This window comes from Sodalis sp. dw_96, from assembly GCF_018449575.1.
Classification (GTDB): domain Bacteria; phylum Pseudomonadota; class Gammaproteobacteria; order Enterobacterales; family Enterobacteriaceae; genus Acerihabitans.
In genome coordinates, this window is record NZ_JAAVUT010000003.1 from 23,267 (window position 1) to 46,827 (window position 23,561).

General features: G+C 57.7%; 19 protein-coding genes and 1 pseudogene. 11 read left to right on the forward strand and 9 right to left on the reverse strand.

The features are described 5' to 3' along the window. The first annotated feature begins 404 nt into the window (after nt 1-404). Nucleotides 405-860, forward strand: coding sequence for a ribose 5-phosphate isomerase B (gene rpiB, locus HB631_RS05630; RefSeq protein ID WP_213990184.1), 456 nt, complete (start codon nt 405-407; stop codon nt 858-860). A 246-nt stretch (nt 861-1,106) separates the two neighbouring features. Next, nucleotides 1,107-1,859, forward strand: a complete 753-nt coding sequence (locus HB631_RS05635) for a glutamine amidotransferase (RefSeq protein WP_213990185.1) — start codon at nt 1,107-1,109, stop codon at nt 1,857-1,859. Nucleotides 1,860-1,934: 75 nt separating this feature from the next. On the opposite strand, the gene HB631_RS05640 is transcribed toward HB631_RS05635, so the two are convergent. From HB631_RS05640 to HB631_RS05650, 3 genes and pseudogenes are all read right to left on the reverse strand, one after another. Then, nucleotides 1,935-2,060, reverse strand: coding sequence for a DUF2474 family protein (locus HB631_RS05640; protein WP_213990537.1), 126 nt, complete (start codon nt 2,058-2,060; stop codon nt 1,935-1,937). Further along, a complete protein-coding gene (gene cydB, locus HB631_RS05645; RefSeq protein WP_213990536.1) occupies nt 2,051-3,058 on the reverse strand; it encodes a cytochrome d ubiquinol oxidase subunit II in 1,008 nt (335 codons plus the stop codon). Before cydB ends, HB631_RS05640 begins: the two co-directional genes overlap by 10 nt. A 37-nt stretch (nt 3,059-3,095) precedes the next feature. Then, a pseudogene (locus HB631_RS05650) lies at nt 3,096-4,406 on the reverse strand (cytochrome ubiquinol oxidase subunit I); the annotation flags it as partial. 237 nt (nt 4,407-4,643) lie between these two features. Here HB631_RS05650 and HB631_RS05655 point away from each other — a divergent pair. Continuing rightward, nucleotides 4,644-6,059 (forward strand): PLP-dependent aminotransferase family protein, encoded by a 1,416-nt coding sequence (locus tag HB631_RS05655; RefSeq protein WP_345945692.1) that lies wholly within the window; start codon nt 4,644-4,646, stop codon nt 6,057-6,059. A 51-nt stretch (nt 6,060-6,110) separates the two neighbouring features. Here HB631_RS05655 and surE read toward each other — a convergent pair whose 3' ends face one another. Then, complete coding sequence (gene surE / locus HB631_RS05660) at nt 6,111-6,887, reverse strand: 5'/3'-nucleotidase SurE (RefSeq protein ID WP_213990187.1); 777 nt, start codon at nt 6,885-6,887, stop codon at nt 6,111-6,113. A 326-nt stretch (nt 6,888-7,213) separates the two neighbouring features. On the opposite strand from surE, the gene HB631_RS05665 reads away from it, so the two are divergent. Beyond that, a complete protein-coding gene (locus tag HB631_RS05665) occupies nt 7,214-8,233 on the forward strand; it encodes an isopenicillin N synthase family oxygenase (RefSeq protein ID WP_213990188.1) in 1,020 nt (339 codons plus the stop codon). A gap of 27 nt (nt 8,234-8,260) precedes the next feature. On the opposite strand, the gene HB631_RS05670 is transcribed toward HB631_RS05665, so the two are convergent. The 4 genes from HB631_RS05670 to HB631_RS05685 all read right to left on the reverse strand — a co-directional run bounded on the left by HB631_RS05670 (nt 8,261) and on the right by HB631_RS05685 (nt 13,208). Beyond that, entirely contained in the window at nt 8,261-9,412 is a 1,152-nt protein-coding gene (locus HB631_RS05670) for a PLP-dependent aspartate aminotransferase family protein (protein WP_213990189.1), read from the reverse strand. 9 nt (nt 9,413-9,421) lie between these two features. Next, a complete protein-coding gene (locus tag HB631_RS05675; protein ID WP_213990190.1) occupies nt 9,422-10,792 on the reverse strand; it encodes a cystathionine beta-synthase in 1,371 nt (456 codons plus the stop codon). A 367-nt stretch (nt 10,793-11,159) separates the two neighbouring features. Beyond that, on the reverse strand, nt 11,160-12,122 hold the full coding sequence (locus tag HB631_RS05680; protein ID WP_213990191.1) for a helix-turn-helix domain-containing GNAT family N-acetyltransferase: 963 nt from the start codon (nt 12,120-12,122) through the stop codon (nt 11,160-11,162). Between the two features lie 132 nt (nt 12,123-12,254). After that, nucleotides 12,255-13,208 (reverse strand): sugar-binding transcriptional regulator, encoded by a 954-nt coding sequence (locus tag HB631_RS05685; RefSeq protein WP_213990192.1) that lies wholly within the window; start codon nt 13,206-13,208, stop codon nt 12,255-12,257. A 185-nt stretch (nt 13,209-13,393) separates the two neighbouring features. Between HB631_RS05685 and dalD the strand changes: the two genes are divergently transcribed. The 6 genes from dalD to HB631_RS05715 all read left to right on the forward strand — a co-directional run bounded on the left by dalD (nt 13,394) and on the right by HB631_RS05715 (nt 20,738). Then, nucleotides 13,394-14,794 carry a D-arabinitol 4-dehydrogenase gene (gene dalD / locus HB631_RS05690; RefSeq protein WP_213990193.1) on the forward strand — a complete coding sequence of 467 codons (1,401 nt, stop codon included), beginning with the start codon at nt 13,394-13,396 and terminating at the stop codon, nt 14,792-14,794. A 15-nt stretch (nt 14,795-14,809) separates the two neighbouring features. Then, nucleotides 14,810-16,291, forward strand: coding sequence for a xylulokinase (gene xylB, locus HB631_RS05695; protein WP_213990194.1), 1,482 nt, complete (start codon nt 14,810-14,812; stop codon nt 16,289-16,291). Between the two features lie 67 nt (nt 16,292-16,358). Next, nucleotides 16,359-17,318: a substrate-binding domain-containing protein gene (locus HB631_RS05700; RefSeq protein ID WP_213990195.1), complete on the forward strand. Its 960-nt coding sequence runs from the start codon at nt 16,359-16,361 to the stop codon at nt 17,316-17,318. A gap of 46 nt (nt 17,319-17,364) precedes the next feature. Further along, nucleotides 17,365-18,864, forward strand: coding sequence for a sugar ABC transporter ATP-binding protein (locus HB631_RS05705; protein ID WP_213990196.1), 1,500 nt, complete (start codon nt 17,365-17,367; stop codon nt 18,862-18,864). A gap of 115 nt (nt 18,865-18,979) precedes the next feature. Beyond that, nucleotides 18,980-19,858, forward strand: a complete 879-nt coding sequence (locus HB631_RS05710) for an ABC transporter permease (protein ID WP_132927969.1) — start codon at nt 18,980-18,982, stop codon at nt 19,856-19,858. Between the two features lie 94 nt (nt 19,859-19,952). After that, nucleotides 19,953-20,738, forward strand: a complete 786-nt coding sequence (locus tag HB631_RS05715; RefSeq protein WP_213990198.1) for an inositol monophosphatase family protein — start codon at nt 19,953-19,955, stop codon at nt 20,736-20,738. Nucleotides 20,739-20,808: 70 nt separating this feature from the next. Here HB631_RS05715 and HB631_RS05720 read toward each other — a convergent pair whose 3' ends face one another. After that, nucleotides 20,809-22,233, reverse strand: coding sequence for a sugar porter family MFS transporter (locus HB631_RS05720; RefSeq protein ID WP_213990199.1), 1,425 nt, complete (start codon nt 22,231-22,233; stop codon nt 20,809-20,811). 378 nt (nt 22,234-22,611) lie between these two features. On the opposite strand from HB631_RS05720, the gene cbpA reads away from it, so the two are divergent. Then, nucleotides 22,612-23,559, forward strand: a complete 948-nt coding sequence (cbpA, locus tag HB631_RS05725; protein ID WP_213990200.1) for a curved DNA-binding protein — start codon at nt 22,612-22,614, stop codon at nt 23,557-23,559. The last annotated feature ends 2 nt before the right edge of the window (nt 23,560-23,561 follow it).

Genomic DNA, 23,561 nt, shown 5'->3' on the forward strand with positions numbered 1-23,561 from the left:
TAAAGCCATCATGCCGTGGCACGAAAGAAGATGATATCCTCGACCATAACGAAATATTTATGAAAATAATATAAATCGTGAAGATAAGCTCGGCCATAGTAAACCGCCGGATCGGTGCGGTCCGCTGTTTTCGGCTATGAACTCGTGAGCGATTCCCTTGCGTTTTGCCGCTTTATGCCATAAAATCGGAGGCATTATAGGCATGTTGTGGTGCGTGACGATCTAACTCTGCTAATAGACGTGAGTAGCATAACTTCACAGTATTATAATATTATATTAAGTATTTTATTATAATGTTTGGTTTATATAAACATGCGCCCCTGGAATGTCTCTCGGTTCAGGGGCATTATCCGACGATTCATCCCTATCCGAATAGTAGCCCAGGAAGGGATTAAGGTGAGCGAATGATGAAAATTGCCATTGGTTGCGATCATGTGGGTTGGTTATTAAAGCCGGAGATCATCGGCCATCTCGAATCCAAGGGTATTTCCGTCATTGATAAAGGCACCTATTCGTCGGAGCGCACTGATTATCCCCTTTATGCCAAGTTGGTTGCCGATGCGGTGGTGAATCATGAAGCGGATCTGGGCATCCTGATCTGCGGTTCGGGCATCGGCATCTCCATCGCCGCCAATAAAGTGGCGGGTATACGCGCCGTGGCGTGCAGCGAGCCTTATTCGGCCAAGCTCTCACGCCAACATAACAATACCAATATATTGGCCTTCGGCTCCCGCGTGGTTGGCGGCGAACTGGCAAAAATGATCGTTGACGCATGGCTGTCCGCCGAGTTTGAAGGCGGCCGGCATCAACGGCGGGTGGAGCTCATCAGGAAACTCGAGCAGGGGCAATCCCTCGGTTGATCGAACCCAACCGCATGCACGCCGGGTACCCGGCGTATATGAGCAATTAGCATTTTTCTTGCTAAGGTCATCATTAAATAGCATGGAAAAACCTCGATCGCCGGTGGACCTGAAAGCGCCGGGGCGGGCATAATAGTATGATGAACCGGCGTTAACGCTGTAGCCGGCCTCAGTTGGCATGACGTTGTGGCGCGATCGGTTTTGATCCCGCCGGAAATCAAATCAGCATAAGAATTGGAATCAGCAATGGACTTACCCTTTTACGCGCCGCTGGCGATTGTCCAGATGGGAGAACCACCGGCGGCGATTGCCGCCGAGGTGGGGGAGCAGTACCAGTGGTTTGTTGACAGACTAGGGCTGAAATCCCATGAATATGTATTGATCCGTCCCTATCGCGGCGATCGGTTGCCCGATCCGGATCGGATTTCGGCGGCCATCATTACCGGATCCTGGTCAATGGTCACCGATCATGCTCCCTGGAGCGAGATCACCGCCGCCTGGATCCGCGGGATTCATGCCCTGGAGCTGCCGTTACTGGGGATTTGCTACGGACATCAGCTCATCGCTTATGCGCTGGGGGGCGTGGTTGCCGATAATCCGCGCGGCTGGGAGGGGGGATTGCAACAGGTGCGCATCACCGCCCGAACCGACGACGATCCGCTGCTGGAAGGTCTGCCGGGGCAGTTTGCCGTCTGGCTGTCTCATCTCCAAACCGTGCTGCGTCCTCCCGCCGAGGCACAGGTATTGGCCGTCTCGCCCCGGGACGATTGCCAGATTATCCGCTACAGTCAGCAAACATTTTCGCTGCAGTTCCATCCCGAATTCAGCCGGTCATTGATGGCGAGCTGTTTGCGCCATAGCACCCGGAGCGGCGCACAAGAACAATTGGCCAGCCTGCACTCACTGGCGGAGCCGGAGTGGCCGCTGCTGATTTTGCAGCGCTTTTACCAGAACTGGAGCGATAGCCGATCCGGATTGGCGGACAGTAACGCCGCATAATGTTAATACGATAGCCGGTGAGGGACGCGGCATTCAGCGGCTTGGCATGATTTCGGCTAAGCGGTCCAGGTTATCTCAGTGAGTTCTCATACCGGCCGCGGTCATCAGCAGCCGGAACAGGCCGGCAACCACCCCCAATGCCAGCACGCTGGCCGCCCACAGCGTCAGCAGCCATAACAGCCGTCGCCATTTCAATGGTATCCCTCGTGCGGATTGATTTTTCCCCGGAAGACAAAATAGCTCCAGAAAGTGTACACCAGGATCACCGGAATGATCAGCAGGGCGCCCACCAGCATAAATCCCTGGCTTTGCGCCGGAGCCGAGGCGGCCCGGATATCGATGGACGGCGGGATGATGTAAGGCCAGATACTGATGCCCAGCCCGGTGAAACCGAGAAAAATCAGTATCAAGGTCATCATGAACGGCGAGATATCGGCCCGGCGCTTGATTCCCCGCCACAGCCACCCGGCGCAAAGCAGCACCAGCACGGGCACCGGCAGGAAATAAAACAGATTGGGCAGTACCAACCAGCGCCGGGCGATGGCCGGGTGCGCCAGGGGCGTCCACAGGCTAATCACCAATATCACCGTCAGCAGCGCCAATAACAGGGGCTTTGCCAGCCGGTACATATGCCGCTGCAGATCATGTTCAGTCTTCATAATCAACCAGGTACAGCCCAGCAGGGTATAGGCCGCCACCAGACCCAGTCCGCAAAACAGGCAAAACGGCGTTAACCAGTCAAACGCCGCGCCGGCGTATCGCCGGCCCTCCACTGGAAATCCCTGGATAAAGGCCCCCACCACCACGCCTTGGCAAAAGGTGCCCGCTAGGGAACCCAGCATAAAGGAGCAATCCCAGAAAGACCGATGGGCGAGGGAGCCCCTGAAACGGAATTCAAAGGCGACGCCGCGAAAAATCAGGGCAAATAGCATCAGGGTCAAGGGGATCGACAGCGCGTCGATAATCACCGAGTAGGCCAAGGGAAACGCGCCGAACAGCGCGGCCCCTCCCAGCACCAGCCAGGTTTCATTACCATCCCACACCGGCGCCACGCTATTGATCATCTGATCGCGGGCCGGCCGGTCCCGGGTCATGAAAAACAGTATGCCGATGCCCAGATCGAAACCGTCCATGACGATATACATCAGCGTGGCGAAAATGATTATCACAAACCAGATGACCGGCAGATCGATACCCATGTTATTTTCTCTCTCCCATTTGCTCTTTACCATAGTGGGGGCCTTGACGTATCAGCCGCATCATATAGCCGTAGCCCACGCCGAATACCGAAGAGTAAATCAGGACAAACGCCAGTAAACTGAGGCTCATATGCAGCGAGCCATGGGCGGAAACCGCATCTTTGGTACGGAGCACGCCGTATACCACCCAGGGTTGCCGGCCGACCTCGGTAGTCACCCAGCCCGCCAGGACGGCCACCAATCCCGCCGGTCCCATCAGCAGGGCGAAGCGCAGAAATATCCGTGAACGGTACAGCCTCTGCCGACGGCGCAGCCAGAGGCTTGACAGCCCCAGCAGAATCATCAGCATGCCCAGGCCGGCCATAATGCGGAATGACCAGAAAACAATCGTGGAATTTGGCCGGTCCTCTTTGGCAAAATTTTTGAGCGCCGGCACCTGCCGTTGCAGGCTATGGGTCAGGATCAGGCTGCCGAGGTAGGGGATTTCCAGCGCATAGCGGGTTTTTTCCGCCGACATATCGGGCAGTCCCGCCAGAATCAGCGGAGTCGCCTGGCCGGGCACATTTTCCCAGTGCCCTTCGATGGCGGCGATTTTAGCCGGCTGGTATTGCAGGGTGTTCAGCCCGTGCATATCGCCGATCGCCGCCTGGATCGGCGCGATCAACACCAGCATCCACATCGCCATGGACAGCATTTTCCGTATGGCCGGGGTGTCGTTGCCCCGCAGCAGGTGCCAGGCGGCCGATGCGCCGACGAACAGTGCGCTGGCCAGGAAGGCGCCGGTAGTCATGTGCAGCAGCCGGTAGGGGAACGAGGGATTAAAAATGACCTCGAACCAGTTCACCGGCACCACCTGCCCCTGCTGGACGATATACCCCTGCGGGGTTTGCATCCAGCTGTTGGAGGCCAGGATCCAGAAGGTGGAGATCAGCGTGCCCAGCGCCACCATGCAGGTGGCAAAGAAGTGCAGGCCGTTGCCCACCCGCTGCCAGCCGAACAGCATGACGCCGAGAAAGCCGGCCTCGAGAAAAAACGCCGTCAGGACCTCGTAAGTCAGCAGCGGTCCGGTGATACTGCCGGCGAATTGGGAAAAACCGCTCCAGTTGGTGCCGAACTGGTAAGCCATCACCAGCCCCGACACCACCCCCATGCCGAAATTGACGGCGAACACCTTCGACCAGAAGTGATAAAGGCTGCGATAGTCATCATCGCCGGTTTTCAGCCATAAACCCTCCAGCACCGCCAGATAACTGGCCAGTCCGATGGTAATGGCCGGGAAGATAATGTGGAAAGACACCGTAAAGGCAAACTGAATTCTGGCAAGGTGGAAAGCATCTACCCCGAACATGACGAACCTCGCGCTAACGGCTGAATGTCTGATAACCGGCTGGGGTTATCCTCCGTTCGGATCATAGAGGGTCGAGTGGGAGCATAACAGTAACAGAAAGCCTGATTTATGCTATAACAGTGGCCTGTCCGAGGTGATATTTCCCACCGCCGCCGCCGGGGAAATTCAAGATTATTGAACAGGACGGAAGCCCGCAGCGCGGGTAAATCCACGCGGTCTATAACAGGAGGGCCGTCGGTGCCGAGCAAATATGAGACGCTGGTTCAGCGGCTGCGCGAACAGATTAGCGCCAATATCTGGCAGGCCGGGGGGAAGCTGCCCTCGCTGCGTGAACAGGCGGCAAGTTCCGGTATCAGCCTGATGACCGTGATGCGCGCCTACCAGATCCTGGAAAGCCAGGGCTGGATCGTTTCCCGTCCACAGTCCGGATATTATGTGGCGCCGAAGGTCGAGTTTCTTACGCAGCCGGCGGCGCATCAGCGGCTTCAGCCCGCCGAATCGGTGGATATCAATGACTTTATTTTCGAGATGCTGCAGGCCGGCCGGGATCCTGACATCGTGCCCTTCGGTTCGGCATTTCCCGATCCCGGCTTATTCCCCCGGCAGCAATTGATCCGATCCCTGTCCCGGGTCGCCCATTCCATCAGCGCCCTGCGCGTAGTGGATAATCTGCCCCCCGGCAACGAGACGTTGCGTAACACCATTGCCCGGCGTTATGCCTTACAAGGCATGCGGATTTCGCCGGATGAAATCGTCATTACCGCCGGCGCGATGGAGGCGCTGAACCTGAGCCTGCAGGCGGTCACCCGCCCCGGGGACTGGGTCATTGTGGAAAACCCGGCATTCTACGGCGCGCTTCAGGCGTTGGAACGGTTGCAGTTGAAAGCCCTGGCCGTTGCCGCCCATCCGCGATTCGGCATCGATCTTGCGGCGCTGGAACAGGCGCTCAACGACTATCCGGTCAAAGCCTGCTGGGTAATGACCAACGGCCAGAATCCCTTGGGCTGCACCCTGTCCGACGAGAAAAAACGGCAGTTGGTGGCGCTGTTGCAGCGCCATAACGTCTATTTGATAGAAGACGATGTTTACCACGAGCTCTATTTCGGTACCCATAAACCCCTGCCGGCCAAAGCCTATGATATGCAGGGCATGGCGATGCACTGTTCGTCGTTTTCCAAATGCCTGGTGGCGGGTTTCCGGATTGGCTGGGTGGCTGCCGGTGAGATGGCCGGCAGGATCCAGCGATTACAGCTGATGAGCACCTTATCCGCCAGCGCGCCGATGCAGCTGGCGCTGGCGAATTATCTCTCCACACGCGGCTATGACAGTCACCTGCGGCGGATGCGCCGGCTGCTGGAGCAGCGTAAAAACAGCTACCGGCAAGCCTTGCATCGCCTGCTGCCCGAGGTGCGTATCAATGACTCCCACAGCGGTTATTTCCTGTGGATTGAGCTGCCGCCGGGTGTGGACGCCACCGAGCTGTATCGCCGGTCGTTGCGGCAAAAAATCAGTATCGCCCCGGGCAGGATGTTTTCCGCCGGTGGTCTCTATAATAATTACTTCCGCTTCAACATTTCATATGAATGGAATGACCGGCAAGCCCGGGCGGTTGAGATGTTGGCCCACATAATAAAAGAGATGTCGCCGGTTTGACGGCCGGTGTATCCGCTGGGAATTCCAGGGATAAGGCATGCTTCCGACCCCCTAGAAATCCTGGCTGTAGAGCGCGCCGAGGCGTTGGTATTCATTGGTTTGGGTCCGTTCAAAGGTCAGCGGAGACACCGAGATATAGCCTTCTTCGTTAAGCTTCAGTTCGCTGTTTGCCGGGCGGTCCAGCCGGCCGTGCTGCACCCGTATCCAGAAATAGTCTTCGCCATGGGGGTCACGGGTGGCGTCAACCGTCAGACCGTCCACCTTGCCCATACCCTGGGCGGTTACCCGAATGCCCTTGACCTTGTCCGCCGCGATATCCGGGAAATTCACGTTCAGGCAGACCTGCTTATCCCAAGGATGCTGCAACAACTGCCGCAGGGTCTTCACCACATGGCGGCGGGCGCTGTCCCAATTCACCTCGTTATCCGGATCCCGGTTCTGGCTCAGCGCAATGGAGGGAATACCCAGCAGCATGCCGGTGGTGGCCGCGCCCACCGTACCGGACAACAGGGTTTCAAATCCCAGGTTGGAGCCGTTATTGATACCCGACAGCACCAGATCCGGCGGGGTATCCTTCATCGCCTGGCGAATGGCGAATGCCACGCAGTCAGCCGGCGTACCGTAAACCGCAAAATGCCGTACGCCCCGGTTTACCACCCGTACCGGCGCGCGCATGCTCAGGGAGTTGGCGACCCCGCTTTTGTCCTGGGACGGCGCCACGATCCAGACTTCCTCGGCAATTTCCTCCGCCGCCTGGGCCAGTAATGCCAGTCCCGGCGCATCGAAGCCATCGTCGTTGGTGAGTAATACCCGATTCACTATTTTCATGCTCAGACCTTCTTAGGTTGGTGATGTTAAAAATGTGATCTATGTATGATTTATATCCCAAGCATGGCAAGGATAGCAAACCGGGTTGAAAGATTGGGTTACCTGAATGACGGGTATAGCAGGGGCGGAAATAAGATAGAACGTAACGGTATTGGGCGCAGGAGAGGGCCTGGTGATAATTTTTAAACATTAATCCACGGCTGCGAAAATAAAATTTTTCGGGTAACCCGGCCTTTCATCGGAGTGAATCATGACTGAATACTGTTGTTGCTGCGCGGCATCTTGTGTCCTTCCCCCGGAACCAACAAAGATCAACGGAGCAGCCTATGAGTACCACGTCTTTACCGCTATTGGATCTGTCCCGGCTGGAGCATAGCCCGGCGGAACGTAACGCTTTTCTCGCCGAACTGCGCCACGCGGCGCGTGATATCGGTTTCTTCTACCTGACCGGCCACGGCGTCGATACGCAGTTGCTGACTCGGGTTCAACAATTATCCCGTGAATTTTTTGCCCTGCCCGACGCCCAAAAGCAGTCGGTGGCCATGGTGAATTCCCCCCATTTCCGCGGCTATAACCGTGCCGCCGCCGAGTTGACCCGCGGACAGCCCGACTGGCGCGAGCAGTTCGATATCGGCGCGGAGCGCGAGCCGTTGCCGCAAACCCCACAGTCACCCGGCTGGACCCGGCTGCAAGGCCCTAATCAATGGCCCGACGGGATCCCGGCCTTGAAACCCGTTCTGCTGCGCTGGCAAAACGAGATGACCGCCATGTCCCTGCGCCTGTTGCGCGCTTTTGCCCAAGCGTTGTCGCTGCCTGAGCAGGCTTTCGACACCCTGTATGGGGATAAGCCGAACGAACACATCAAACTGATCCGTTATCCCGGACGGGATCACACCGGCAGCACCCAAGGGGTCGGTGCCCATAAAGATTCCGGTTTCCTGAGCTTCCTGTTGCAGGACCGGCAAAAGGGCCTGCAGGTAGAGGTGGAGGAAAACCATTGGCTGGATGCCGAACCCGTGGCCGGCACCTTTGTGGTGAATATCGGCGAACTGCTCGAGCTAGCCACCAACGGTTATCTGCGCGCCACGGTCCACCGGGTGGTCTCGCCTCCCTCGGACCGGGATCGGCTCTCCATCGCCTTCTTTCTCGGCGCGCGACTGGATGCGGTGGTGCCTGTATTTAAACTGCCTTCCGACCTGGCCGCCCAGGCGCGGGGACCGGCCAGCGACCCCCTGAATCCATTGCTGCGGGACGTCGGCTGGAACTATCTGAAGGGGCGCCTGCGATCCCATCCCGATGTGGCGGAGCGTTATTACGCCGACATCGTGCGCAACAAATTTGCCTGACACCAGCAGCGAACTTACCGGCTAACGCTACAGTATCGCCAGTCCCCGGCCGAGATCCTCAATCAAATCGCCGGCATCCTCGATACCCACCGACAGGCGCACCAGCTGCGGCGTGATGCCGTTGGCCAGGCGCTGCTCCAATGGAATCGAGGCATGGGTCATGGTGAAAGGCTGGCTCACCAGGCTTTCAACGCCCCCCAGGCTTTCCGCCAGGGTGAACAGATTAAGACCGCCGATAAATCGTTTGGCGGCGCTGTCGTCATCGCCCCGCAGACGAAGGGAGATCATGCCGCCGGTGCCGCGCATCTGCCGGCGGGCCAGGTCGTGCTGCGGATGGTCGGACAGGCCGGGATAATACACCGCCACGATTTCCGGCCGCCGTGCGAGCCATTCGGCAATGCGTTGCGCGCTTTCGCTATGGCGCGCCATACGCAACGCCAGGGTACGTATGCCCCGCAGGGTCAAAAAGCTGCTGAAGGGATCAAGCACGCCGCCGACGGCGTTCTGTAAAAAGGCCAGTTGCTCCGCCAGGGCCGGATTATCCCCCACCACCGCCAGCCCGGCCACCACATCAGAGTGGCCGTTGATGTATTTGGTGGCGGAGTGCACCACGATATCGAACCCCAGTGTTAGCGGCTGCTGCAAGACCGGCGAGGCAAAGGTGTTATCAGCGACGCTTATCAGATTATGGCGCCGGGCGATAGCGGCGATGGCCGCCAGATCCGCCAGCTTCAGCAGGGGATTGGTGGGGGTTTCCACCCAGATCATTCGGGTCTGCGGCTCGATGGCCCGCTCCAGCGCGGCGGGATCCTGGGGTTTGACCCAACTGATACGCAAGCCGGCGCTGCGGCTGCGCACTTTTTCCAACAGCCGGTAGGTGCCGCCGTAAACGTCATCCACCGCCACCACATGGCTGCCGTGGTCCAGCAGCTCAAGCACCGTGGCGCAGGCCGCCAGTCCGGAGGCGAAGGCGAATCCGGTCCTGCCCCCCTCCAGTTGGGCGATAGCCTGTTCCAGGGCGTGGCGGGTGGGATTGCCGCTGCGTGAATACTCATAACCGCTGTGTTCCCCCGGCGCGGTTTGGGCAAAGGTGGAAGTGGCGTAAATCGGCGGCATTACCGCGCCGGTGGCGTCCGGAGTATAGCCGCTGTGAACGGCGAGGGTCGCTATGTCGGTCATGGTTTATCCTTATGAGTGAATGCGGTTGCGCCAGGTGTTTAAGACATCGGCGCGGGTAATCAGGCCCAGAAATTGTTCGCCGTCCATGACCACCGCCACATGTCCCCGGGCGAAGGTCTTCAACAGGGTGGCTTCGTCGGCTTCTTTCGACAGGGTAAATACCTCGCCGGTCATGGCATCCGACACCGGCAGGGCGAACCGGCTCGCATCCGCCCGTACCCGCGTCAGGATGTCCCACTCGTCTATCAGTCCCACCAGCCGGCCCTGATCCAGCACCGGCAGTTGGGAGATATCGTACAGGCGCATACGGGCGTGGGCGGTGGCCAGGGTGTCGTCGGTCAGGGCGGAGACCGTCGCCCCCTCGTCGTGGCGAAAGGCGATAAAATCGCGCAGATCGCCGGTGGCGGGCCGCTGCCGTAATCCCTGCTGCCGCAGCCAGTCATCGTTAAACATCTTGGACAGGTATTTATTACCGCTGTCGCAGGCGAACGTCGCCACCCGCTTGGGCGTTCGCTGCTCCCGGCAATAGCGCAACGCCGCCGCCAGCAGCGTCCCGGTGGAGGAGCCTGCCAGGATGCCTTCTTTAAGCAGCAGGTCGCGGGCGGTATCGAAAGACTCGCCGTCACTGATGCGGTAGGCCTTGGTCAGCTGTTCCACCTGGCTGAGGGGCGGAATAAAATCTTCGCCGATGCCCTCCACCAGCCAGCTGCCGGCGGCGGGCAGGGTGCCGTGCTCAACCCGATCCGCCAATACCGATCCCGCCGGATCCGCCAGGATGAATTCGGTACGGGGCGACACTTCGGCAAAAAAACGCCGCAGTCCCCCCAGCGTGCCGCCGGATCCGACGCCCACCACAATGGCGTCTATCTGCCCGTCCATCTGCTGCCACAGTTCCGGAGCGGTGGTGCGGTAATGGGCCAGGGGATTGGCGGGGTTATTGAATTGATCAATATAAAACGCCCCGGGGGTCTCTTGAGCCAGCCGGCGGGCATAATCCTGATAATAGGCGGGATGGCCCTTGCCCACATCGGAACGGGTCAGCACGACTTTTGCCCCCAGCGCCCGTAGATGAAAAATTTTCTCGCGGCTCATTTTATCCGGCACCACCAGCATTAACCGGTAGCCCTTCTGAGCCGCCACCAGCGCCAGACCCAGTCCGGTATTGCCGGCGGTGGCCTCGATAATGGTGCCCCCCGGCGTCAGCACGCCCTCAAGCTCCGCCTGCTCAATCATCGACAGCGCCACCCGGTCTTTAATGGACCCCCCGGGGTTTTGGTTTTCCAGTTTCAGAAATAAGCGGCAAGGGCCGCTGTCCAGCTGCTTGAGTTCCATGGTCGGCGTATTACCGATCAAATCGAGCACGGAATCGGGTAATGGCATAACGGTCTCCCTGTTGGACGCCGAAAGGGGCTTTTGCCGGATAATAGGGCCGAAACAGAGAGGAATTTAAAGAACAAATAACTACTTTATATGCTAATAGGTAATATAATCTGCTATTTGGACGTCAGGATGTACAGCCGTATAGCGTTAGAGAAGGATAAAATAAAACGGCCTTCACGCGCAGAGCGGTGCAGCGCGGGACGCCGGCGGGAAAGGGCGGAGCAAAAATAAAACAAAATGCGAACAACGGCTAAGCTTTACGGAAATATGTCTAAGGATAGGATCGGATTGGAGCGTGCGGGCGAAGCTTACGGCGGCATGCACGCCGTCTTGATTCATTCACTGCCGGAAGCCCTAGGGCATTACCTCAAGGTTCGTTTGGCGCAACATTTCCGCCGGCCCGGATAAAACATTGCTCCGTCATCTCTTTGCCCCACTGAGTGCCGGTAGATTCTTCCGTCAGGACAAAACCCGCCGCCTCGTAAAGCCGTCTGGCGGCGTCCAGCCCGCTGAAGGTCCACAGCCCGGTTTCGGCAAAACCCGCCCGGTCGCAAAACGCCAGGGCGGCGGCTAATAGTGTTTTTCCCACGCCCCCGCCGCGCCGTCCGTCTTCCACAATAAACCAGCGTAGATGAGCGCGGCCAACGGCCAGGTCCTCACCGTCAATGGCGATGGTACCGATGATATTGCCGTCCTCTAAGGCCAGCCAAATCTGATTGCGGGGATGATCAAGCCGACTGACGAATTCCGCCATGCCGGCGGCAACGTTGCTTTCAAAAAAGGCCCCGAAACCTACCGTGCGCGAGTAATAACTGGCGTGCATTTCCACCGTCCGACCGATGGCGCCCGGGCGGTATCCGCTTTCTATACTGACGGCGGGCACCGGTGCAACGGACCCGCGGCGGTAAGCTTCAAGGGCGTCAGCATAGTTTGACAGGCCGTGCAGGACTTTACCCTGGGCGTCGGCAGGAAGTTTTTCCAGCGCCCCCGCCACCTGCGCGCGGGCGTAAGCATCGATGGCCGCCAGTGTATCCCGGCCTTTCCGGGTCAGGGTGAGGGTTTTTGACCGCCCGTCCCGTGGGCTGACGCCCGCACAAAGCTGTCCGTGGGCAATAAATTTGCGCAACATCCTGCTGACGCTGGATTTTTCCAGCTGGAGCACCTCGGAAAGCTCCGCCGCCGTCATCGCTCCGCGGCTGCCGATTTCAACCAGTGCATGCACCGATGAGGGGGAGAGATCGGAGCCGGCCAGGGTGGGGCGCATAAAGCCGAATTCGCGCACCAGCCGACGGGAGGCGACACGGATGGCATCAAGGAGGGCGGCGGACATGGCGGCTTCCATGAAAGGGCAGGGAGTATAGTTGTATCATGCAACTATATTTCAATCAACGATGAGACATCAAAACGGACCCAGCGTGCCGATGCGTTGGATGGTCGTGGTCAGCCGGCCTTCGCGGGACACTCAGACTGCCTCGGCCAGGAGTTTCATCGCCGTTTCCTCATCGGTCACCAGGCCGTTGACCCAGCCGCCGGTTAATACCGCCTGAATGGCCTGGAATTTTTCACTGCCGCCGGCGAAAGCGATAACCGGTTTATCGGGGTGTGGCCGCATGGAGACGCTGGTGAGCCGGTCATCCATTTCGCTGACTACCCTAAGTCCGTCGGCGCCGATAAAATGACCGATAATTTCCGCCACCACGCCCGCCTGTGTAAGACGTTCCACCTCGTCGTCGGTGATAAAACCGTCGGTATGCAACGGGCAGTGATAATTCAGCTGGCCGATACCGATAAAGGTCACATCCGCCTGCGCCGCTTTATCGGAGACCATGCGGTAAATGCGGTGATTACACCATAGCTCTTTGTCCGTCAGGCTATCGGCGAACAGCGGCGCCGGCAGGATAAAATACTTGCCCTGGGTTTTTTCCGCCATCCATAACGGCACGTCATAACGGGTACAGGAACCGTCCGAGGCAATGGCGCCAATCATCGAGACGCAGCTATGCTGGGGACGATCCAATTGGGCCATTTCATTTATAGTGGCCCGCAGCGCGCGTCCGGAGCCGACCGCCATGATCTTAGGCTGTTCTTGTTCGGCAAACTGCATCATCACTTCGGCGCCCGCCACCGCAATCATGCTGCTGATGCTGTCCGTTTCCATGCCGCCTGAGGGCACCACCTGACAAACCGTTAAATTGAAGCGTTGGGCCAGACGTTCCGACAGGGCGGTACATTCAGCCACAGGATGGGTAATGTTCACCCGAACCAGGCCGTTTTCAGACGCCAGGGCCACCAGGCGCTGCGCCGCCTGGCGCGATACGCCCAGCACGTCGGCGATTTCATGTTGCGTCTTGCCCGCGACGTAATACATCCAGGCGGCCCGCGCGGCCTGATCCAGTTTTCGGAAGCTTTTACTCATCTTCACACTCATATTGTATTTGTGAATGAAATATACCCGCCCTGGTCCCGCCCCGTAAATCAATCATTTTTGATATGTGAGCTAAAGCTCATTTAGTGGGCTATTCTTCGATTAAGCTTTCCATCTAAGCAATTACCCGTTTTGTGAGCTTATGCTCATCCACTCTCTGCGAGGTACGATAAGTTATGTCCACTCTTAACCACTTTTTCTGGATGCATATCGGCGCCGGCTCATTCCATCGCGCCCATCAGGCCTGGTATTTGCACCGCCTGCTGGTGCAGGGCGACCAACGTTGGTCCATCGCCCTGGGCAATATTCGCGACGACGCCAAACCGCTGCTGGAAGCATTGACAGCCCAGAAGGGGGAATACGCACTGGAAACCGTGACACCGGCTGGTGAGCGCCAGTATGAAAAGATCACCTCCATCCGCAAGGTCATTCCCTGGGACGAACAGCTGACGGCGCTGGTGGCGCAAGGCGCGGCCGCGGATACCCGCATCATCTCTTTTACCGTCACCGAAGGTGGGTATTACCTGGATACGCATTTTAAACTCGATCAAACCAACCCGGATATCCAGGCGGATCTCAACGGCGGCGCCCGCACCATTTACGGCACCATTGCCCGTATTCTGCAAACCCGGCGTGCCCAGGATACCGGCAGCGTCACATTGCTCAGCTGCGATAATGTCCGCCATAACGGCGAACGGTTCCGCGACGGCCTGGCCGAATTTCTCACCCTGCGCGGAGAAAACGAACTGCTGGCCTGGTTCAAGGCCCATACCACCACCCCCAATACCATGGTGGACCGGATTACTCCCCGTCCGTCGCCGGATATCGCGGGTCGCGTCAAGCAGGCGCTGAAGATGGACGACCGGGTGCCGGTGATGGGTGAATCCTTTATCCAATGGGTGGTGGAAGACCATTTTGCCGCCGGTCGTCCGGCATTGGAAAACGTCGGCGTTGAGATGGTGGAGACGGTGGTGCCCTATGAGGAGGCCAAGATCCGTATCCTGAACGCCAGTCATAGCTGTATTGCCTGGGCCGGCACGTTAATCGGCCAAAGCTATATTCACGAAAGCACCGGTACCGATGCCATCAGGCAGATGGCATACGATTATGTCACCCAGGATGTCATCCCTTCCCTAACGCCAAGCCCCCTTGATTTGGCCCAATATCGCGATGTGGTGCTGGACAGGTTCAGCAATCCCTATATCCGCGATACCAACCAACGGGTGGCCGCCGACGGTTTTTCCAAAATACCGGGCTTTATTACCCCCACCCTGCTCGAGTGCTACCAGCGCGGCCAGCAGCCAAAAGCCACCGCGGTCCTGCCGGCGCTGTTCTTTATCTTTATGCGGCGCTGGCATGAAGGGGAGCTGCCTTATGCCTATCAGGACGGGATCCTGGACGAAGCCGCTGTCCACGCCATGTTCACGTCCGCCGATCCGCTGGGGCAGTATGCCCGCGACGGCAAGATGTTCGGCCCCCTGGCCGGCAAGGCGGAATTCGAACAGCTGTTAAGGGATACCGTCGCCCGGCTGGATAGCTGGGTCAAGGCGACTACACGGCTGGCAGCCACCCATTAATCAAGGGGATCCATTATGTATCTCGGTATTGATTTAGGCACTTCGGAGATAAAAATCGTCATTATCGACGACGCCGGCAAGCTGGTGGCCGGCGAAGGGGAGCCCCTGACGGTGCAGCGTCCCCATCCTCACTGGTCCGAACAGGATCCCGGCCAGTGGTGGTCCGCCACCAACCTGGCGGTGGGACGGCTGCGCGCCAGCCACCCGGATCTTTGGACCGGGATTCGCGGCATCGGGCTTTCCGGCCAGATGCATGGCGCGGTATTGCTCGACCAGCACGATCGGGTCCTGCGCCCCGCTATTTTATGGAACGACACACGCAGCGCACAGGAGTGCACATTGCTGACCCGGCTGGCGCCGGAGCTACATGAGGTTGCCGGCAACCTGGCCATGCCGGGATTTACCGCGCCTAAATTGCTGTGGGTCGCCGAACATGAGCCGGCTGTTTTTGCCGCCGTGCACACCGTGCTGTTGCCCAAGGACTACCTGCGGCTGTTGATGAGCGGCGAAAAGGTCTCCGATATGTCCGACGCCGCCGGCACCCTGTGGCTGGACGTCGCCAAGCGGGACTGGTCCGACTCAATCCTGGCGGCCTGCGGGCTGAGCCGGGACAATATGCCGTCGCTGGTGGAGGGATCGGCGCCGTCCGCCTGCCTTAAGGCCGACGTGGCGAGGGCGTGGGGCCTGTCGGAGCAGGTGGTGATCGCCGGCGGCGGCGGTGACAACGCCGCCAGCGCGGTGGGTATCGGCGCGGTGAATAACGGCGACGCCTTTATTTCGCTGGGCACCTCAGGCGTGATTTTCGCCGTGAATGAAAAATTCCGTCCCAATCCGCAGTCGGCGGTACACGCCTTTTGCCACGCCCTGCCGGGTCGTTGGCATCAGATGAGCGTTATGCTCACCGCCGCCAGCGCCCTGCGCTGGTTATGCCAGATTCTCGGCACCCATGAAACCGCCCTGCTGGAGGAGGTGGCCGCGCTGAGCCTCGAGGAGCAAAACCGGGCGCCGATATTTTTGCCTTATCTGTCCGGCGAACGTACGCCTCATAACGATCCCATTGCCAGCGGCTCGTTCCACGGGCTGACCCATTCAACGGAACGCGCCGCGCTGGCCTATGCGGTGCTGGAAGGGGTGGCGTTCGGTCTGGATGACGGGCTGGAAGTGATGAAGCAGGCGGGCAGCCGTATCAGTCAATTCTCCCTGATCGGCGGCGGCGCCAGGAGTCCGTGGTGGGCGCAGCTGATCGCCGACGTGGTAAAGATTCCGGTGGTCACGCACCGGGACGGCGCGGCGGGCGGCGCATTGGGCGCCGCCCGGCTGGGCTGGCTGGCGGCGGGCGGCATCGAAGCTGACGTGTGTCGCAAACCGGAGGTGCATGCCCGTTTTGACGCCGACGCCGGACGCGCCGGACAATTGGAAAGCCGTTTGAAACGCTACCGCCTGTTTTATCAGCAGCAGGTGGCGGCGAGAGCGCTGGCCCCTACAAACGTTTTATAAGCAGAAAAGAACATCAGTCTTACGAAGTGACCTCTACCCAACGTAACAAACAAAAGGAAGGATTTTAATGAAAAAAGTATTCATGAGTCTTCTGTTGGCTTTGGCAACGGTGACGGTATCGGCTCACGCCGCGGATAAAATCAAGGTGGGTTTTGCCAACCGGACCCTGAACGGCGCCTTCTTTAACGGCCTGACTGAGTATATGAAGATTCACGCCAAAGAGCGCGGATACGATTTGATCACCACCGATGCCCGTGGGGATTTGAACAAACAAATCTCCGATGTGGAGGATATGATTTCCCAAGGGATTAATTACCTGGTGCTAAATCCGCAGGATCCGGAAGCCGGTATGCGCATTACGCAGATCGCTAAACGCGCGGGCATACCCACCGTTATCCTGGACAGTGATATCTCCCTCGACGCGCCGGTCATTACCCGGGTACAGGCCAATAATGCCAAAGACAATATCGAGATCGGCGAGTATGCGGTACAGCAATTCGGCAATAAGCCGATGAACTGCGTCGTCATCAGCGGCAATCAAGGCAATCTGGTGGGTGAAGCCCGGCGCACCAATTTTGTCCGCGGCGTCATGGAAGCCCAGCTCAGGAAATATAACCAGACCAATCTCACCATCGTCAGCCAGGGCTGGGGCAACTGGGATCAGCAGGGCGCCCAGAAAGCCATGGAAGATATCATTGTCGCCCAAGGCAACAAGATCAACTGCGTTTACAGCGAAATGGACGATATGGCCCTTGGCGCAATACTCTCCCTGAAAGCCGCCAACAGGCTGCAGGATGTCAAGGTCTATGCCCATGACGGCTACAAAAAAGGCCTGGAAGCCATCGAACGCGGCGACTTGCAGGCTACCGCCGCCAATAATCCCAATACCCTGACGGATACCGCCCTGGGGGTTATCGCCAAATATGCCGCCGGCAATAAGGATTTCCCGGACTATGTCTATACCCCCACCATCATGATTAACAAAGATAACGTTAAACAAGTCTACGATCCCAAGTCGCTTTTCTAAAGCCGTCCCCCCTTGTCATGAGGGGGGCTGAAAAAGAGGTGTTGTCATGGACCAGTATGCGGTCGTTATCGATAACGTGAAAAAAAGTTTCGGCGGCGTCCATGCGCTGAAAAATATAGACCTGAAGGTGAAGCATGGCACTATTCACGCCATCGTCGGTGAAAACGGCGCCGGTAAATCGACGCTGATGAAGATACTTTCCGGTATCTATATCAAGGACAGCGGCACCATTGCCATCAATGGCAAAGAAGTCCACTTCACTTCGCCGAAGCAAAGCCGGGAAAATAACATCGGCATTATTTATCAGGAACTGGCCCTCTCACCGGATCTGACCGTGGCGGAAAATATCTTCCTCGGCGATCTGGGTTTTGGCGGTCTTTTTATCAATTGGAAAAAAATGAACCAGAAGGCCGGCCGTGTGCTGTCGAATCTGGGTTTCCAAATACCGCCCACTGCCCGTCTCGGCAGTTTGAGCGTGGCATATCAGCAAATGGTGGAAATTGCCAAATCCTTGGCCAGGGATGTCAAGATATTGATCCTGGACGAACCCTCGGCGGTATTATCAAGCCGGGAAATCGATATTTTATTCAGCCAGTTGAAACTGCTGAAGGGACAAGGCGTCACCATCCTGTATATATCCCACCGGCTCGATGAAATATTTGCCATCGCCGATGCGATTACCGTGATTAAAGACGGCGAAACCGTCACCGATCTGGACCCTAAAACCTGCACGGAAGAGGACATCATTTCCAGCATGGTGGGCCGTAAATTCGAAAATCTTTACCCGGCGAAAAACAGTCCGGGGGAAGAGGTGATCCTGGAAGTACGGGGTATGTCCACCAAATCATTGCTCAATGATATCAACCTTATCGCCAGAAAGGGTGAAATCGTCGGCCTGGCGGGATTGGTGGGCTCCGGCCGTACGGAAATATCGCGCTGCCTGTTCGGTCTCGACCGGATGAGCAGCGGTAAAGTGTTCAAAAACGGCAAGGAAATCAACATCAAACATCCCGCCGATGCCATGCGGCAAGGTATCGGATTGGTACCGGAAAACAGAAAAGAGCAAGGAGCGATTTTATCCCGCCCCATTCGGGAAAATATGACCTTGTCCAGTTTAAAACGTGTTTGTTATAAATTCGGCATTATCAATTACCGTAATGAAAAATCCTTCAGCGAGAAATCCCGGCAACGGTTGGCGATTAAATTGGGGTCTATCGAAGATCCCATATCCAGTCTTAGCGGCGGCAACCAGCAAAAAGTGGTTATCGCCAAATGGCTGAATACCGATTGTGATTTGCTGATTCTTGATGAGCCCACCCGCGGGGTCGACGTCGGCGCCAAGGTGGAAATCTATAACGTCATCCATGAGTTAGCGAAAAAGGGCTATGCCATTATTGTTATTTCTTCCGAAATGATTGAGGTTATTTCCCTCGCCCATCGGGTGTATGTCATGAGCGAAGGATCCATAACCACCGAATTGCAGGGCCCTCAAATCACCGAAGAAAACATCATGAGATTCGCCATACCTAAACGTGCTTTAGCGTAAATGAGGAAAGATTATGGAAACGGTAACCCATTCCACTGCATCGACGGGTTTCGCCCTGCGGGCCAAAGTGCTGAAATTTTTCTCCAATAACTCTACGTTGTTGGTGTTTTTTGTCATGCTGATTGTCGCCAATTTTTTATCCGACCGGTTTTACAGCCCGGAAAACATTACCAATGTCCTTAGGCAAAGCGTGCCGCTGGGGCTGGCGGCTATCGGCATGCTGTTCGTTATTCTCACCGGCGGTATCGATTTATCGGTGGGGTCGATTATGGCCCTGGTGTCGGTGGCGGTGGCGCTGTTGATTCCGGAAATCGGCGTTTTGCCGGCCATCGTGGCGGGTGTGGGTATCGCCACCCTCGTCGGGGCCGCCGCCGGTTGTCTGGTGACCTTTTTTAATATCGCGCCGTTTATTTCCACCCTGGCCATGATGACCATCGCCCGCGGTTTGGCGCTGATCGTGTCCAAGGGGCAACCCATATTTATCGACGATGTGTCCTACGTCAATTTTGGTACCGGTTATTTGTTCGGACTGCCGTTGCCGGTCTACGTCTTTATCGCTTTTGCCCTGATCGCCCATTTCGTTTACCAGTATACGGTGTTCGGACGCCTGGTGATTTCCATCGGTTCCAATGAAACGGCCACGCGCTTTGCCGGCGTGCGGGTGGATTGGTATAAATTCGCCGTGTATGCCTTAAGCGGACTGGCCTGCGGCCTGGCGGGTGTGCTGGCGTCCACCCGGACCGGGGTCGGATCGCCGGTAATGTCCATCGGCTTTGAACTGGACGTCATCGCGGCGGTGGTGGTGGGCGGCGCCAGCCTGGCGGGGGGCAAGGGGACGGTGGTGAATACCATTATCGGCGTGCTGATCCTAAGCATCATCTCCAACCTGATGAACCTCATGAATATCTCCGGCTATAACCAGCAGGTGGTGAAAGGGGCGATTATTATCATCGCCGTGATGCTGGAAAGTTTTAAATCCCGGGCGCGGGCCTAATCCAATGGATGTTTTCAGCGGGCCGGACTATGTTGAGAGTCACGCCATGTCGGCCCCGGCACCGGAACGGGGCTTTTGAAACACCAGGAGCATCATGAACCCGTTACCCTCTCATCGTTTGGCCATCGCCGGCCAAATCGTCGCCGAAGCGGCTGAGCTGGCTTTATGGCATTTTTCACGTCGGGCCGGGCTTCAGCTTAACAGCAAACGCAGCCAGGATTTTGTTTCCGAGGCCGATATGGCGGTGGAGCGATTGATCCGCGATCGCCTGCAACAGCATTTTCCCGCCGATAACGTCGTCGGCGAAGAGCTGGGGGGCGAGCTGGGCCAGGCGGCCAGCTGGGTTATCGATCCCATTGACGGCACGGCGAATTTTTTACGCGGCTCGCCGTTATGGGGTGTTTCCCTCGGCCTGCTGGAGGGGCAAAAACCGGTGATGGGGGTGGTGGCGCTGCCGGTGCTCAACGAGCTGCTGGCCGCTGAAACCGGCCAAGGCGTATTTAGCCAGGGGCGGCCCTTTGCCCGTGATAGTCGCTTTGCCGAAGTGAAGATGGTGTCCCTCGGCGACAGCGCCGATGACCGGCTGACGGACGCGGCGGCCTTTTATCAAGGCCTGCGCCGGGCGGAGTGGTCGGTGGAATGTTATCGCTGCACCACGGTGGGCATGGTATTTGCGGCCAAGGGTCTGGTTGACGGCCATTTGCAGCGACGTACCACGCTGTGGGACATCGCCGGCGGCCTGGTTATTTGCGCCGAGGCCGGACTGGAGGTCACCCATGCCTTCCGGGACGGCAATATCCGCTATATGTCCGTGGCGGCCGGTACGGCCTCCCTGATGGAAGCCGTGCGGCCGCTGTGGCCGGACCTGAGGCCGTGCTAAGGATATGCCGGACCCTGTAACCTCAACGAATCCTGTTGCCGATATGCCGGACCTGCACTCATGCTAACGCCTACTGACCGATATGCCGCAGCTTTTTACCTGACATCAGGTTGCGTTCGATTTTTTCCAGAGTGATGTTTTTGGTCTCCGGGATCAACACATAGGTAATGACCACGAACAGCACGTTCAACGCGGTGTAACACCAGAAGGTTGCGGCGGCGCCGATAAGGTTCATCATCGTCAGGAAAGTGGCGCCGATAATCATATTGGCCACCCAATTGGTGGTGGTGGAACAGGTAATGCCGAAGTCGCGGCTTTTCAGCGGCTGGATTTCTGAGCACAGGATCCAGACCACCGGCGCGGCGCTCATGGCATAACCGGCGATACACATCATGGTCATGCCCACCGACAGATACGAAATGCCTGCAGAATGATTACCGTCATTAATCAGTTGCAGGCAGATTCCCAGCATTAGCGTTCCGACGGCGATTACCGTAAAGCCGATTTTCAGCGCCGGCTTACGGCCGGCTTTGTCCACCATGCCGATGGCGATAAATGTCGCCAGCACAAAGGTCAATCCCACCACCACCGTGGCGATCATTTGCTGGAAGGTACTGGTAAACCCGGCCAGGCTGAATATTTTCGGCGCGTAATACATGATGATATTCATCCCGGTGAACTGCTGCATGGCCTGTAACAACATACCGAGGAACACCGCGCGCCGCACGTTGCTGTTGCTCTTGAACAAGCCCCAGCCATTCTGTTTCAGTTTGAGGCTCTCGCGGATGTCGTTCAGCTCCTGGCGCGCTTTTTCCGACGTATCGCGCAGCATCCGCAGCACTTTTTCCGCCTCGATATGCCGTCCCTTGGACGCCAGCCAGCGCGGGCTGTTCGGCAGGAAAAACACCGCCGCCAGCAGAATAATCGCCGGCAGGCACAGCACGCCTAGCATAGCGCGCCAATTACCGCTGGCGCTGAAGGCGGTATCGGATAAAAAGGCCAGCAGTATGCCCAGCGTCACCATAAGCTGGTACATGGCGATCAGTTTTCCCCGCACCGATTCGGTGGCCATTTCCGACAGATAGAGTGGGGCGGTGTAGGAGGCGATGCCGATGGCGAACCCCAGGACCACCCGGCTGAGCAGCAGGTATTCCGGCGACTGGGCCAACGCCGAACCGACGGAGCCGAAAATAAACAGCACCGCGCCGATCATCAGGCTGTATTTGCGTCCGAGACGTGAGGAAAACCAGCCATTGGCCAATGCTCCCAGCGCGGCGCCCAGCATCATGCTGCTGACTATCCACTCCTGCAATTGATTGCTCAGGGAAAAATGCGCGGTAATCAGCGGTAATGCGCCGGCGATAACGCCGATATCCAGCCCGAACAGTAGCCCGGCCATGGCGGCGGTGAAAGAGATAAACAGGTTTAAAAACCGGGCGTTGCCCGGAGCCGGGATGATGGCGGCGGGTGTTTGATATTCTCCAGACAATGACATGGTAAGCTCCGTAGACGACTCAACAACGGCGAATGGCCGGGCGAAGTGCTACCATGGAACCCTATTGCCGCACACCGTGAGGTCATGGCGGCTAAAGATATACACTTTCCTGCTGCTAACGGCGTATTTGTGATAGGCGCATCACAATTACCAGCGTATTTATCCCTGTTGACAGTATTTTTAAGCTGCGTATTGAGTTCTATGGTCGCCCCCTGTTAAACGGTTTGGCGGTTCAGGGTTATTGAGTGAATTAACCGAGACGGACGGGCTTTTAACACCAGGATTGAAGTGCTAAAGTTAAATGCATTGCAGATATTTCCGTCAGCGGTGTTATAAACCCGCGCATCATCCCTTAAAAACATGGCGGTAGAGAGCTGTATGGACTTTAAAGACTATTATGCCGCATTGGGCGTCGAGCCCGATGCCGATATCAAAACAATCAAAACCGCCTATCGCCGTCTGGCCCGTAAATACCATCCCGATGTCAGTACCGAACCTAACGCTGAAAGCCGTTTCAAGGATGTTGCGGAAGCTTACGAGGTGTTGAAGGATACCGCCCGCCGCGCCGAGTATGACGACTTGCGAAAATACGGGCAGGGCGGCCGTTTTGAAGCGCCGCCGGGCTGGCAGCCAAGCGGCCGCGGCGGTAACGCCGAGGGGGCCGGTGATTTCCAGCAGCGGGATTTCTCCGATTTCTTCGAGTCGGTGTTTGGCGGCCAGGGCCAGACTTTTACTTCGCAGCGCGGGCGGGCGGCCCGTCGCGGCCAGGATGTGGAAATCGAGGTGGCGATTTTCCTTGAGGAAACCCTGGAGGAACATCAGCGCACCATCAGTTTCCAGCTTCCGGGACAGGTGGAACATGGCCGTCTGGGGCAACCGGTGGCCAAAACGCTGAAGGTCAAAATCCCCGCCGGAGTCGGCGATGGCGATCGTATCCGAATCAAAGGGCAGGGACCCGCCGGCAGCGGCGGCGGTCCCAGCGGCGATGTTTACCTGATTATTCGCATCGCGCCGCACCCGCTGTTTGATATCGACGGTAATAACCTGTTGGTGACCTTACCCCTGGCTCCTTGGGAAGCGGCGCTCGGCGCCAAGGTCACGGTTCCGACGCTGACCGGCAAGATAACCCTTACCGTTCCCCCCAACAGCCAGACCGGTCAGCAGCTGCGCATTAAAGGCAAGGGGCTGGTAAACAAGCAGGGCACCGGCGATTTGTATGCCCTTATCAAGGTGGTGATGCCGCAGCAGGCCGACGAGCAGGCGCGTAAGCTGTGGGCTGAAATCGCCGCGCATTGTGCATTTAATCCTCGTGCGGAATGGGAGTGACA